11 protein-coding genes are annotated in these 12496 nt (G+C 60.4%); 8 read left to right on the top strand and 3 right to left on the bottom strand.

All coding sequences use genetic code 11. The features are described from left to right. Nucleotides 1-8: 8 nt before the first annotated feature. Nucleotides 9-926, bottom strand: a complete 918-nt coding sequence (locus ACW55A_RS06300) for an ABC transporter permease (protein WP_002553855.1) — start codon at nucleotides 924-926, stop codon at nucleotides 9-11. Between the two features lie 101 nt (nucleotides 927-1027). After that, nucleotides 1028-2548 (bottom strand): ABC transporter substrate-binding protein, encoded by a 1521-nt coding sequence (locus ACW55A_RS06295; protein WP_003367204.1) that lies wholly within the window; start codon nucleotides 2546-2548, stop codon nucleotides 1028-1030. Nucleotides 2549-2756: 208 nt separating this feature from the next. Here ACW55A_RS06295 and ACW55A_RS06290 point away from each other — a divergent pair, with 208 nt between their 5' ends. The 4 genes from ACW55A_RS06290 to ACW55A_RS06275 all read left to right on the top strand — a co-directional run bounded on the left by ACW55A_RS06290 (nucleotide 2757) and on the right by ACW55A_RS06275 (nucleotide 6535). After that, nucleotides 2757-3665, top strand: a complete 909-nt coding sequence (locus tag ACW55A_RS06290) for a LysR substrate-binding domain-containing protein (RefSeq protein WP_003408081.1) — start codon at nucleotides 2757-2759, stop codon at nucleotides 3663-3665. 174 nt (nucleotides 3666-3839) lie between these two features. Then, a complete protein-coding gene (gene folE2 / locus ACW55A_RS06285) occupies nucleotides 3840-4745 on the top strand; it encodes a GTP cyclohydrolase FolE2 (RefSeq protein ID WP_003432907.1) in 906 nt (301 codons plus the stop codon). Nucleotides 4746-4756: 11 nt separating this feature from the next. Continuing rightward, nucleotides 4757-5317 (top strand): gamma carbonic anhydrase family protein, encoded by a 561-nt coding sequence (locus tag ACW55A_RS06280; RefSeq protein WP_103735535.1) that lies wholly within the window; start codon nucleotides 4757-4759, stop codon nucleotides 5315-5317. A gap of 51 nt (nucleotides 5318-5368) precedes the next feature. Then, complete coding sequence (locus ACW55A_RS06275; RefSeq protein ID WP_498810655.1) at nucleotides 5369-6535, top strand: acetyltransferase domain-containing protein; 1167 nt, start codon at nucleotides 5369-5371, stop codon at nucleotides 6533-6535. A 48-nt stretch (nucleotides 6536-6583) separates the two neighbouring features. On the opposite strand, the gene ACW55A_RS06270 is transcribed toward ACW55A_RS06275, so the two are convergent. Next, nucleotides 6584-7189 carry a helix-turn-helix domain-containing protein gene (locus ACW55A_RS06270; protein WP_003423969.1) on the bottom strand — a complete coding sequence of 202 codons (606 nt, stop codon included), beginning with the start codon at nucleotides 7187-7189 and terminating at the stop codon, nucleotides 6584-6586. Nucleotides 7190-7478: 289 nt separating this feature from the next. Here ACW55A_RS06270 and glnT point away from each other — a divergent pair, with 289 nt between their 5' ends. The 4 genes from glnT (at nucleotide 7479) to ACW55A_RS06250 (ending at nucleotide 11887) form a co-directional block, all read left to right on the top strand. Further along, entirely contained in the window at nucleotides 7479-8813 is a 1335-nt protein-coding gene (glnT, locus tag ACW55A_RS06265; RefSeq protein ID WP_498810656.1) for a type III glutamate--ammonia ligase, read from the top strand. Nucleotides 8814-8930: 117 nt separating this feature from the next. Further along, a complete protein-coding gene (locus ACW55A_RS06260) occupies nucleotides 8931-9851 on the top strand; it encodes a class II glutamine amidotransferase (protein ID WP_044308354.1) in 921 nt (306 codons plus the stop codon). Then, the gene (locus tag ACW55A_RS06255) at nucleotides 9848-10531 is read left to right on the top strand and encodes a GltB/FmdC/FwdC-like GXGXG domain-containing protein (protein WP_003367221.1); all 684 of its coding nucleotides are present in this window, start codon (nucleotides 9848-9850) and stop codon (nucleotides 10529-10531) included. Before ACW55A_RS06260 ends, ACW55A_RS06255 begins: the two co-directional genes overlap by 4 nt. A gap of 15 nt (nucleotides 10532-10546) precedes the next feature. After that, complete coding sequence (locus ACW55A_RS06250) at nucleotides 10547-11887, top strand: FMN-binding glutamate synthase family protein (protein ID WP_498810657.1); 1341 nt, start codon at nucleotides 10547-10549, stop codon at nucleotides 11885-11887. Nucleotides 11888-12496 lie beyond the last annotated feature (609 nt).

Below are 12496 nucleotides of genomic sequence, written 5' to 3'. Positions count from 1 at the left end.
GGGGCCTCCTATTTCACGCGGATGCGCGGGTCGAGCAGTGCGTTGAGCACGTCGGCCAGCAGGGTGAGGACGATGTAGATCACCGCGATCAACAGCACGACCGCCTGCACCACCGGAAAGTCGTCACGGGCAATCGCGTCCCAGGCCAACTGGCCAATGCCCTGCAGCGAGAAAACCGTCTCGATGACCACCGAGCCGCCGAGCATGAAACCGAATTCCACCGCGGCGAGGGCCACCACCGGAATCAGCGCATTGCGCAGCGCATGCTTGAACAGCACGGTGGCGGGGCGCAGGCCCTTGGCCCGCGCGGTGCGGATGTAATCGGAGTTGAGCACGTCGAGCATGCCCGCACGGGTCAGGCGCATAATCGCGGGCGTGGCGTAGTAACCGAGGGCGATGGCCGGCATCACGAAGTGCGCCCAAGTCGAATTGCCCGACACCGGCAGCCATTTCAGGGTGACCGAAAACACCACGATCAACATCAGCGCGAACCAGAAACTGGGCATGGCCTGACCCAGTACCGCGATGCTCAGTGCCAGGCGATCGATCCACGTGTCACGTTTCACGGCGGCCAGCACACCCAGCGGGATGGCGATCAGCAGCGCAATACTCAGGGCCATTGCGCCCAGCCCGAGGGTGATCGACAGGCGCGAGGCGATCAGGTTGTAAACCGACTCCTGGAAGAAGAACGAGTCGCCCAGATCAAGACGCACCACGTCGGCCAGCCATTCGAAATACTGCGTAACCAACGGCTTGTTGAGGCCGTACTGCACCCGGATCTGTTCGATCTGCTCGCTGGTGGCTTCCGGCCCGCCGATGGCAGTGGCCAGATCGCCGGACAGGTGCAGCAGGGAAAAGCTGATCACCGACACGGTAATCGCTACGCACAGGGCAATGCCCAGGCGGCGCAAGAGAAATCCGAACATGGCAAGTGACCTTGTGTTCAGGGAATGACGGGGTGGCTGACCCAACTGCAAGGCGCGTCATGCGCCTCACAGCCAGGCTGCCGACGGTCTTGGTCAGGCGCTTACTTCCAGCTCGACAGCACGAAGCGCGGCAACTCGTCCGGGTAAGGCTTGAAGTTCAGGTCCGAGACATAGGCGTAGTTCATCGAGTAGTTGAACAACGGCGCCCAGTAGGCCTGCTCGCTGATGCGTTGCAACGCCTTGCGGTAGTTGTCCTTGCGCACCTGCGGGTCCAGCGCGTTGTCGGCGGTCTGCAGCCAGCCCTGGACTTGCGGGTCCTTGATGTTGTCGTCGGGATTGCCCTTGAACCAGGTGCCGGCCGACGCCGAGGTATCGAGGATCGAGAACGAGCCCCACGCCTGGAACGACATCGGTACCTTGCCGCCACGCTGCTGATCACGCAGAGCAGCGTACTTCAGGTAACGCAGCTTGGCGTTGATGCCCACGGCGCGCAGGTTGCCGATGATGGCCTCCACGTAATCGCGGTCACGGTAGGCGAAGATTTCGGTTTCAAAGCCGTTCGGGTAGCCGGCTTCGGCGAGCAGCGCCTTGGCCTTTGCCGGGTCGTAGTTGTAGACCGTGGCTGCGCTGGTGTCGCAACCGAACTGGCCAGGGTAGCAGGCGACCTGCAACGGCTTGCTCTCGCCGCCGACCAGTTGCGAGGCCAGCCCGTCACGGTTGATCGCGTGGTTGATCGCCTGGCGCACCTTCAGGTGTTTCATCGGCGAATCGGCGCTGGAGGTGCCGCGCGCATCCAGAATCAGAAAACCTATACGCATGGTCGCGCCGCTGGTGACCACCAGATTGGGCATGGCCTTGAGGTTTTCCGCCTGATCCGGCGCAACCCGCCAGGTCCAGTCGACGCCGCCGGTCATCAGCTCGGCCAGACGCGTTTCGGCATCGGCGATCACCCGGAAGTTGATGTGACCGATCTTCGGTTGACCCTGTGGGCTGTCCTTGAAGTAGTCCGGGTTCTTGTCCATTTTCACGCCTTCGCCGGTGGCGATGGCCGTCACCTTGTAAGGCCCGGTGCCGATCGGTTTACGGCTGAAGCCTGCCAGCCCGACTTCTTCGAAGTATTTTTTCGGGAACATCGGTACGGCGTTGGAGAGGTATTCCAGCGCAGGCGGGAAAGGCTTTTTCAGGTGCAGACGAACGCTGTAGTCGCCCAGCTTTTCGGCGCTCTTGATCCAGTCGACATTTTGTACCGTGACCACCTTGGACTCTGGAGACACCACATAATTGAGGGTGAACACCACGTCATCTGCGGTGAACGGGTCGCCGTTGTGAAACTTCACGCCCTGGCGCAGCTGGAAATCGATGGTCGTATCGTCGACCTGTTTCCAGCTGGTGGCGAGCATCGGCTGGTATTCGCCATTGTCCGGGTTGCGGTAGACCAGGTTGTCCCAGATCAGGCGACCGAGGATCACGCCTTCGCGCAAATCGTTGTGATAGGGGCTGATGTTTTCCGGTTCGCTGTCGGAGGCGTAGACCAGTGTGTCGTCGGCCTTGCCGGCCAGGACGGAGAAACTGCTGAACAGGCTCAATAGCGCGATGCTGCGAGCGAAACCCTTGATTCCCATGCCGTCGTCTCCAAAAGGCAAAGTGGATGTATCAAAGGGCAGTGGGTCGCAAATGCGAGAAGAGGGGGAAACAACGAGGCCGCAGTGTTCTTTTGATTGGGTTCTTTTGGTGAGTTGCGCCTCGACATGACTCTAGGCAAAGCGTATCAATGCCACAAGCACAATATTTCGAACCTTTCATTGCTGAAAAGGCAACGCAGGAGCAGTCATGCAACTCTACGGCGTACAGTCCACGGCCTTGCGCTACTTCCTCGAAGTGGCGCGGTGCGGATCGATCAGCGAAGCCTCGATCCGCCTCAATGTCGCGTCTTCGGCGGTCAGTCGACAGATCAGCAAACTGGAGCGGGAGCTGGACGCAGTGCTCTTTGAGCGCCAGGCGCGCGGCATGATGCTCAGCGAGGCGGGCGTTCGCCTGGCGGCCTACGCGCGCAAATCACAGCTTGAGGCCGAGCAGGTAGTGCTGGAAATCACCGAGCTGCAAGGCTTGCAGCGTGGGCATGTGCGCATCGCATGCTCGGAGGGCTTTGCCCTGGATTTTCTGCCGCAGTGCATTGCGCGTTTTCGGCGGCAGTATCAGGGTATCCATTTCTCGATGGAGGTCTGTGCTCCGGCGCAGGCCACCGAGCGGGTGCGCTCGGGCGACGCTGACCTGTGCCTGACCTTCAGCCTGACGCCGCAGAACGAGATCAAGGTCGAGCACATCCACAGCGGCGCGATCTGCGCGGTGGTCAGTCATAACCATCCGCTGGCCGCACGCAAGGAGGTTACGCTGGCTGAACTGCAGCCTTACGCCATCGCCCTGACCAATACCGACACGACCTTGCGCCAGTTGTTTGATATCTGCTGCGGCGTGCAGGGCCTGCTGTTCGACCCGGTGCTGACCAGCAACTACATCGGCGCCTTGCTGCGGTTTGTTCGGGAGGAGGGCGGAATCAGCCTGTCCAGCGAAATGACCCTGGATAAACGCGCCCATGAGAAACAGCTCAAATCGCTGCCGATCAGCGACGATGGCATGAAGGCACGGCGTATCGAGTTGCAAAGCATGGCCGGGCGCAACCTGCCCGCAGCAGTCGCTGCCTTCCGGGATTTTCTGATCGAGGAGCTGGCAAAGACCTGAGCCGCTGGCGGTGTTACGTGGGCGCGGTGCGGGGTGAGTAACGTTTGGGTGATGAAGTTAACGATCATGATGTTATAGTGTAACGAATTTATGGCCGTGCACTGTACGGCTGTGAACCGCCAACATCAGGCTTCGCCCGCGTGGTGAAGTTCGCCAACGAGACGAACGACGCACATGAACAAACCTCTCCCGGATGTTGCCCTGACGGAAATTTCCCCGGCGCTGGTTTCACTCGACTGGGTCGGCATGCAAGGTGTGGAAGTGCCGATCAGACTGGCTGAAGCGGGCATCCGTCATCCTGTTCACGCGCATGTCGATCTGCAGGTCGATCTGGCCGACCCGAGCGTCAAGGGTATCCACATGTCGCGACTCTATCGGCTGCTCGACGGCTACGCCGAGCATCAGATCGTCAGCCCCTATACGTTGTCGGCCTTGCTGGAAGCCATGGTCGAGAGCCACCTCGATTGCCACTCCAGTCATGCCCGACTGACGCTGAGCTTCAATCTGCTGTGCCGCCGCCCGGCGTTGATTACCGAAGGGCTCAGCGGCTGGAAATCCTACCCCGTGAAGCTCGATGCCACCTGGCATGCCGGTCGGCTGTGCCTCGACAGTTCGGTGGATATCACCTACTCCTCCACCTGCCCGTGCTCGGCTGCATTGTCTCGCCAATTGCTGGAAGAGGCATTCGCAGCGCGCTTCGGCAGGCAGTCGTTTGTCGATCCGATGCAGGTCGCGAGCTGGCTGCGCGAGAACGCATCGTTTGCCACGCCGCACAGCCAGCGCAGCGTTGCGACGGTGCAGGTGCGGGTGGCGGACCAGGCGACCGAGCTGGGCCTGATGACGCTGATCGATCTTGTCGAACAGGCGTTGGGCACCCCGGTGCAAACCGCGGTCAAGCGTGCCGATGAGCAGGCCTTCGCGCGGCTCAACGGCCAGAACCTGATGTACGTCGAAGACGCTGCGCGCAAGGTCCAGCAAGCACTTGAAGGCCGCTATGCAGCTTCCAGCGTCAGTGTCCGCCACTTCGAAAGCCTGCATCCGCACGATGCCGCTGCCCAGACTTCCAACTACCTGTCCTGAGGTTTCATTCCGTGATCCGTAAAAATCCTTCCGGCCATCTGCCGGTCATTGCCGAGTCCGCCTACATCGATCAAACCGCGATCATCTGCGGCAAGGTGATCATCAAGGACAACGTATTTGTCGGCCCCTACGCCGTGATCCGCGCCGATGAAGTCGATGCCACCGGGGACATGGAGCCGATCGTCATCGGGGCCAATTCCAACATTCAGGACGGCGTGGTAATCCATTCGAAATCAGGTGCTGCTGTCACCATCGGCGAGTTCACCTCGATTGCCCACCGCTCCATCGTGCACGGACCTTGCATGGTCGGAGATCGCGTGTTCATCGGTTTCAATAGCGTGTTGTTCAATTGCCAGGTCGGCAACGGCAGCGTGGTCAGGCACAACTCGGTGGTCGACGGTCGCGATTTGCCGGAGCACTTTTACGTGCCGTCCACCACCCGGATCGGGCCGGGTACTGACCTTTCGCAATTTCCACCGGTGAGCATTTCGGCTTCGGAATTTTCCGAAGATGTGGCGCACACCAACATTGATCTGGTGCGCGGCTACAAGGCGCTTCAGAACGAGTTCTGACCCAGGACACCCTTGACTCATTGCACTTCCGCCCACGGATCTGGATCTTTCATGACAACACCTGTTCACTCAACCCGGGCACCCGCATCACGGCTGCGCTCGATCGATGCTCTGCGCGGGCTGATCATTCTTTTCATGTTGCTGGACCATGTCCGCGAAACGTTCTTCATGCACCACCAGGTCATCGACCCGATGGACGTCACGACCACCGCGCCGGAGCTGTTTTTCAGCCGGACGCTGGCGCATTTGTGTGCGCCACTGTTCGTCCTGCTGACCGGGCTTTCGGCGTTTCTCTACGGCGAGAAACATCAGGGCAAAAGCGACGTTTCGGCGTTCCTGCTCAAGCGCGGACTGTTTCTGATTGCGCTGGAATTCACGCTGGTGAGCTTTGCCTGGACCTTCCAGTTCCCGCCAACCATCATCTACCTGCAAGTGATCTGGGCCATCGGCCTGAGCATGGTCGCGCTGTCGTTGATGGTGTTTCTGCCGCGCTGGGCGCTGGTGGTCATCGGTGTGGTGATCATTGCCGGGCATAACCTGCTGGACACGGTGCATTTCGGTGTCGAGTCGGCCATGCACGTGCCGTGGGCGGTCCTGCACGACCGTGGCTGGATCGAGGCTTCCGATAACCTGCGCTTGCGCACGTCTTATCCGTTGTTGCCGTGGATCGGCATCATCGCACTGGGCTACGCCGCAGGCCCCTGGTTCTCAAGCAGCTACGACGCGGCGAAACGCCGTGCGAATCTGTGGAAGTGTGGGGCAGGGGCACTGCTGGGCTTCGTGGTCCTGCGCCTGATCAACGGCTACGGTGAAAAACCGTGGAGCGTCGGCGACAGCGGCATACAGACGGTCATGAGCTTCTTCAACATCACCAAATACCCGCCCTCGCTGCTGTTCATCTGCCTGACGCTGGGGATTGGTCTGCTGATACTCATCGCCTTCGAACGCAGTCAGGAGAAAAGCGGGTTGAGGCCGCTGGTGGTGCTCGGTTCGGCGCCGATGTTTTTCTATCTGCTGCACCTTTACGTGCTGAAAGTCCTGTACCTGATTGCCTTGGCGATCTGGGGCACCAATCAGGGCACGTACTTCGGTTTCGACCACATGTGGGGAGTCTGGCTGACCTCGGTGGTACTGGCCGTTCTGGTGTTCCCGGCGGTGCGCTGGTTCGCCGCGCTCAAGGCCCGTCGTCGGGATATCAGCTGGCTGAAATACTTCTAGTCCCCGCAACAGCGGTACGCCTGCTGGCATACCGCGTCTCGCCTGGCGTCAATCTCCGTGCGCCCCGTAATTCATGATCGACAGCAGTTTGATCGGCACCTGCACCAGTTGCTCGGGGCCATGGGGGATGTCGCCGTCGAAGGTCAGGCTGTCACCGGCCTGCATCGGATACAACTGGTTGCCGTGGCGGTAGATCAGCTCGCCTTCCAGCAGGTGCAGAAACTCCGTACCTGGGTGTGAAAAGGTCGGAAACTCTTCGCTGGCATCGTCCATCGTCACCATGTACGCCTCGAAACTCTTCTTCGGCCCACGGGTATGGTTGAGCAGGTGATAGGTGTGGCCTTTCTCGGTGCCGCGCCTCACCACTTCGAGTCCTTCATCGGCCTTCACCAGCAAGGCACTGCTGCCTTGCTGGTCGTACTGGCTGAACAGTTTGGACATGGGCATGCCCAGCACGTCGCACAGGCGGCTGAGGTTGTCGAGGCTGGTCGAGACCTGCGCGTTCTCGATCTTGCTCAGCATGCCCTGGCTGATGCCGGCGATGCGCGCCACGTCGGCGAGCTTCAGTTCCTGAGCCTGGCGCTGACGCTTGATCTGAATGCCCAGGTACTGCTCGAGCTTCAATTTCGGATGAGGGTCGGTCGGCATATTCATCGGCTTTGCACAGTTTCCGTTCAATAATTTTTATTTCGCACTGGGAATGTGCGTTTTGAAGCAGCCTTGGTCTGGCCGAGTCGCAGATTATTCCCAGAGGGAAAACGAGTTTCCCATACAAACAGCCGAATTACCCCTCCCGAGTCACTTCGTTTAACTGGCATACCAAACTGGCAAGCGCCTTGCATTCCTAAAGGGAAATTAACTTTCCTGTTCGGAATATATCCCGAGAGGCAGTGAACAGCGGTCCTTCCCTGAAACGTTTTGCTTTTGCCAGGAGACACGTCCCATGTTGCCACCCGAAACACAGCGTCTGATCGAACAGCACGGCATCAAGTACGTACTGGCTCAGTTCGTCGACATTCATGGTTCGGCCAAGACCAAATCCGTTCCTGTGACAGGTCTGGAAATGGTTGCAGAGGACGGCGCCGGTTTTGCCGGTTTCGCGATCTGCGGCATGGGCATGGAGCCTCACGGGCCAGACTTCATGGCCAAGGGCGATCTGTCGTCGCTGACACCCGTGCCGTGGCAGCCGGGCTATGGACGTGTGGTGTGCATCGGCCATGTGGATGGCAAACCCTGGCCCTATGACAGCCGCTACGTGCTGCAGCGGCAGGTCGAACGCCTCAGTCAGCGTGGCTGGACCCTCAATACCGGCCTGAAGCCCGAGTTCAGCCTGTTCAAGCGCGATGTCACCGGCAGCCTGCAGATGGTCGATGCCAGCGATAACCTCGACAAGCCCTGCTACGACTATAAGGGGCTGTCGCGCTCTCGCGAGTTTCTTGAGCGCTTGACCGAGGCACTGCAGCCGGTGGGTTTCGACATCTATCAGATCGATCATGAAGATGCCAACGGCCAGTTCGAGATCAATTACACCTACAGCGAGGCCATGGAGTCGGCTGACCGTTTCACCTTCTTCCGCATGGCCGCCGGAGAGATCGCCAATGATATGGGCATGATCTGCTCGTTCATGCCCAAGCCCGACCCTAAGCGTGCCGGCAATGGCATGCACTTTCACCTGTCGATCGCCAGTGCCAGCAACAAGAACCTGTTCCACGATGCCAGTGACCCGAGTGGCATGGGGTTGTCGAAGCTGGCCTATCACTTCGCTGCGGGCTTGCTGGCTCATGGGCCTGCGCTGTGTGCCTTTGCCGCGCCCACGGTCAACTCCTACAAACGCCTGGTGGTCGGCAACTCACTTTCGGGCGCCACCTGGGCCCCGGCTTTCATTGCCTTTGGTGCCAACAACCGCTCGGCGATGGTACGCGTGCCCTATGGCCGCCTGGAGTTTCGTCTGCCCGACGCCGGGTGCAATCCGTATCTGGTCAGTGCCGCAATCATTGCCGCAGGGCTGGACGGCATCGTCCGGCAACTGGAGATCGATCACGTCTGCAACGAGAACCTCTACACATTGAGCCTCGAAGAGATTGCCGCACGGGGCATCAAGACCCTGCCGCAGTCGCTCAACGAAGCCTGCGATGCATTGCAGGCCGATCCGTTGTTTGGCGAAGTGCTGGGCAGCGAGATTGTCGATGAATTCATCCGCCTCAAGCGCATGGAGTGGGTGGAATACAGCCGCCACGTGAGCGATTGGGAAGTGAAGCGCTATATCGAGTTTTTCTAGCTGCACGTTTCAGGCTTCAGGCTGCAAGAAGAAGCTGGATTGCGGCGAATTTGATTTTTCTGTCTATGCGGTTGGCTTGCAGCGTGAAGCTTGCCGCTCCCGAACAAGGTGAGGCTTATGTGCGGAATCGTTGGTTTGTATCTGAAAAACCCGGCGCTGGAGTCGCAACTCGGCAAGTTGTTCGAGCCGATGCTCGAAGCCATGACCGACCGCGGACCGGACAGTGCCGGGTTCGCCATCTATGGCGATGAAGTGGCGCAGGGCTGGGTCAAGCTGACCTTGCAGGCCACCACCGAACAGTATGATTTCACGGCGTTGATCGCGGCGCTGCAAGACAGGTTGAGCGCGCCTCTGGACTGGTTTCAGAACGCCAGCGCCGTGGTCTTGAAGATTCAGGCCGAAGAAGCCCCGGTGCGTGCCGCGCTGGCGGAACTGGCACCGAGCGTGCGCATCATGAGTGCCGGGCAGAGCATCGAGATCCTCAAGGGCATGGGCCTGCCGCGGGAGATTTCCGAACGCTTCGGTCTGGCGTCCATGAAAGGCAGTCACATCATCGGCCACACGCGCATGGCCACCGAAAGCGCCGTGACCATGGAGGGCAGTCATCCATTTTCCACGGGCTCCGACCTATGCCTGGTGCACAACGGCTCGTTGTCCAATCACTATCGTCTGCGCCAGAACCTGCGCCGCGAAGGCATTCACTTCGAGACCGACAACGACACCGAAGTGGCGGCGGGGTATCTGGCCTGGCGTCTGCAACAGGGCGACAGCCTGAAACAGGCGCTCGACAAGTCGCTCGAAGACCTTGATGGCTTCTTTACCTTCGCCATCGGCACACGCAATGGCTTTGCGGTGATTCGCGACCCGATCGCCTGCAAACCGGCGATCCTTGCCGAAACCGATGACTACGTCGCCATGGCTTCGGAATATCAGGCGCTGTCCAGCCTGCCGGGGATCGAAAACGCCAGGGTCTGGGAACCGGTCCCGGCCACCATGTACATCTGGGAACGCGAGCCAGCCGAGGGAGCACGTCCATGAAAACCGTCGATCTTTCCAGCGCCACCGTGCGTGATCTCAATCAGGCCCTGCACGACCAGGTCAAGGAATTGCAGGACCGCGAATGGCTGGTCACGCATCCCGATGGCGCACACAACCTGGCGGTCGGCGTCAACGAAGCCATCTCCATCGATATCCAGGGCCACGCGGGTTACTACTGCGCGGGGATGAACCAGAAAGCGTCGATCACCGTGCACGGCAACGTCGGCGTCGGCTGCGCGGAAAACATGATGTCCGGCGCTGTGCGGGTCAAGGGCAGCGCCTCGCAGGCGGCCGGTGCGACGGCACATGGCGGCTTGCTGGTGATTGAAGGCGATGCCGGAGCGCGTTGCGGTATTTCCATGAAAGGCATCGACATTGTGGTCGGCGGCAGCATCGGCCACATGAGCTGCTTCATGGGCCAGGCCGGTCGGCTGGTGGTCTGTGGCGACGCCGGTGATGCGCTGGGCGACTCGTTGTATGAAACGCGGATCTACGTCAAAGGCAAGGTCGAGTCACTGGGCTCTGACTGCATCGCCAAGGAGATGCGTGAAGAGCATCTGCAGGAGCTGCAGGAGTTGCTCAATCGCGCTGGCTTTAACGAGAAGGCAGCGGATTTCAAACGCTACGGCTCGGCCCGTCAGCTTTACAACTTCAAAGTCGATAACGCCTCCGCGTACTGATTCAGGAGCATTACCATGAGCGATCCCATCAGCCACAAACCTGCTCCAGTCCTGCGCGAATCGGCCACCTTCGATCGCCTGACCATTCAGGAAATCCAGCGCGCTGCGGAAACCGGCATCTACGACATTCGCGGTGGCGGCACCAAGCGCAAGCTGCCGCACTTCGACGACCTGTTGCTGCTCGGCGCCAGCGTGTCGCGCTACCCGCTGGAAGGCTACCGCGAGAAGTGCGGGACCGACGTGGTGCTCGGCAATCGTTTTGCCAAGAAGCCGTTGTACCTGAAAATTCCGGTAACCATTGCAGGCATGAGCTTCGGCGCGTTGTCGGCCAACGCCAAGGAAGCACTGGGCCGTGGCGCAACCATCGCGGGAACCAGCACCACCACCGGCGACGGCGGCATGACCCCGGAAGAGCGTGGCCAGTCGCAGCATCTGGTCTATCAGTACCTGCCATCGCGTTATGGCATGAACCCGGACGATCTGCGCAAGGCCGACGCCATCGAGATCGTGCTGGGGCAGGGCGCCAAACCGGGCGGCGGTGGCATGTTGCTGGGCATGAAAGTCACCGAGCGTGTGGCCGGCATGCGTACCTTACCGGTCGGCGTCGATCAGCGCTCGGCATGCCGTCACCCGGACTGGACCGGCCCGGACGATCTGGCGATCAAGATTGCCGAGATTCGCGAGATCACCGACTGGGAAAAGCCGATCTACGTGAAGATCGGTGCCAGTCGTCCCTGCTACGACGTGAAACTGGCCGTGAAAGCCGGCGCCGACGTGATCGTGCTCGACGGCATGCAGGGCGGTACGGCAGCGACTCAGGAAGTGTTCATCGAACACGTCGGCATCCCGATTCTGCCTGCCATCCCGCAAGCCGTGCAGGCGCTGCAGGAGATGGGCATGCATCGCAAGGTGCAGTTGATCGTCTCCGGCGGCATCCGCAACGGCGCCGACGTGGCCAAGGCCATGGCGCTGGGTGCCGACGCAGTGGCGATCGGCACGGCGGCGCTGATAGCGCTGGGCGACAACCATCCGCGGCTCGACGAAGAACTGAGAAAGATCGGCTCGGCAGCGGGTTACTACGACGACTGGCAGAACGGCCGCGACCCGGCGGGCATCACCACCCAGGACCCGGAACTGTCCAAACGTCTCGACCCGGTCGAAGGCGGTCGGCGTCTGGCCAACTACCTGCGCGTACTCGTCCTCGAAGCCCAGACCATGGCCCGCGCGTGCGGTAAATCACACCTGCACAACCTCGACCCGGAAGATCTGGTGGCACTGACCGTCGAATCAGCCGCCATGGCCCGAGTGCCCCTGGCCGGGACATCGTGGATTCCGGGGTCTGGCTCTGGGTACTGACGCCATAACGGGCTTTTCGACCGCGATGGCACCGACTGACGCCATAACGTGCTTTTCGATCACGATGGCACCGACTGACGCCATAACGTGCTTTTCGATCACGATGGCACAGACGACGCAGAGTGCGACGTAAGTGACGGCTGAGTCCTGGCGCTGATCCGGGGGTAGCCTGGCATGACGCCGGGCTAGCCGCACCGGGCCCAGGCTGTGTAAAAACGACTGCGCTTGGCAATACTGCGTTAAAAACAGGCGAAAAATGCTCATTTAGAACACCCAGAGTCGGTCGCGACCCCGGCCGTTTTCGCCTGTTTTTGCCTTGTCTTGCCTTCGCTCGTGACGTTTTTACACACCTTGGGCCATGGATGGCCCGTTGCGGCGCCCCCCGGATCAGTGACAGGGAAGGAACCCGACGAAGTCGGGCCGGAAACAGGAGCGAAGGGATTTGCCTACTTCGGCCCCATCAAAGTAGGTCGCCGAGGGGCGAAAAGGTGACTCAAGTCGAGCCTGAATCTCACTGAGTCGCAGAACTGTGTGACGCGGAGCGTCACGAAATGCATTACCACGCGGAGCGTGGCAACGAGAACCTTGGTGGTTAAGCCCCGCTTTCGG

Source organism: Plantibacter cousiniae (nom. nud.) (assembly GCF_977070315.1).
The sequence above is the reverse complement of the archived record's forward strand: the minus strand, read 5'-3'. Positions and strand labels throughout refer to the sequence as shown.

What these genes read in the sequence shown, in the direction of transcription:
- ACW55A_RS06300 (WP_002553855.1), bottom strand. Translation starts at nt 926, where the DNA reads ATGTTCGGATTTCTCTTGCGCCGCCTGGGCATTGCCCTGTGCGTAGCG.
- ACW55A_RS06295 (WP_003367204.1), bottom strand. Translation starts at nt 2,548, where the DNA reads ATGGGAATCAAGGGTTTCGCTCGCAGCATCGCGCTATTGAGCCTGTTC.
- ACW55A_RS06290 (WP_003408081.1), top strand. Translation starts at nt 2,757, where the DNA reads ATGCAACTCTACGGCGTACAGTCCACGGCCTTGCGCTACTTCCTCGAA.
- folE2 (WP_003432907.1), top strand. Translation starts at nt 3,840, where the DNA reads ATGAACAAACCTCTCCCGGATGTTGCCCTGACGGAAATTTCCCCGGCG.
- ACW55A_RS06275 (WP_498810655.1), top strand. Translation starts at nt 5,369, where the DNA reads ATGACAACACCTGTTCACTCAACCCGGGCACCCGCATCACGGCTGCGC.
- ACW55A_RS06270 (WP_003423969.1), bottom strand. Translation starts at nt 7,189, where the DNA reads ATGAATATGCCGACCGACCCTCATCCGAAATTGAAGCTCGAGCAGTAC.
- glnT (WP_498810656.1), top strand. Translation starts at nt 7,479, where the DNA reads ATGTTGCCACCCGAAACACAGCGTCTGATCGAACAGCACGGCATCAAG.
- ACW55A_RS06260 (WP_044308354.1), top strand. Translation starts at nt 8,931, where the DNA reads ATGTGCGGAATCGTTGGTTTGTATCTGAAAAACCCGGCGCTGGAGTCG.
- ACW55A_RS06255 (WP_003367221.1), top strand. Translation starts at nt 9,848, where the DNA reads ATGAAAACCGTCGATCTTTCCAGCGCCACCGTGCGTGATCTCAATCAG.
- ACW55A_RS06250 (WP_498810657.1), top strand. Translation starts at nt 10,547, where the DNA reads ATGAGCGATCCCATCAGCCACAAACCTGCTCCAGTCCTGCGCGAATCG.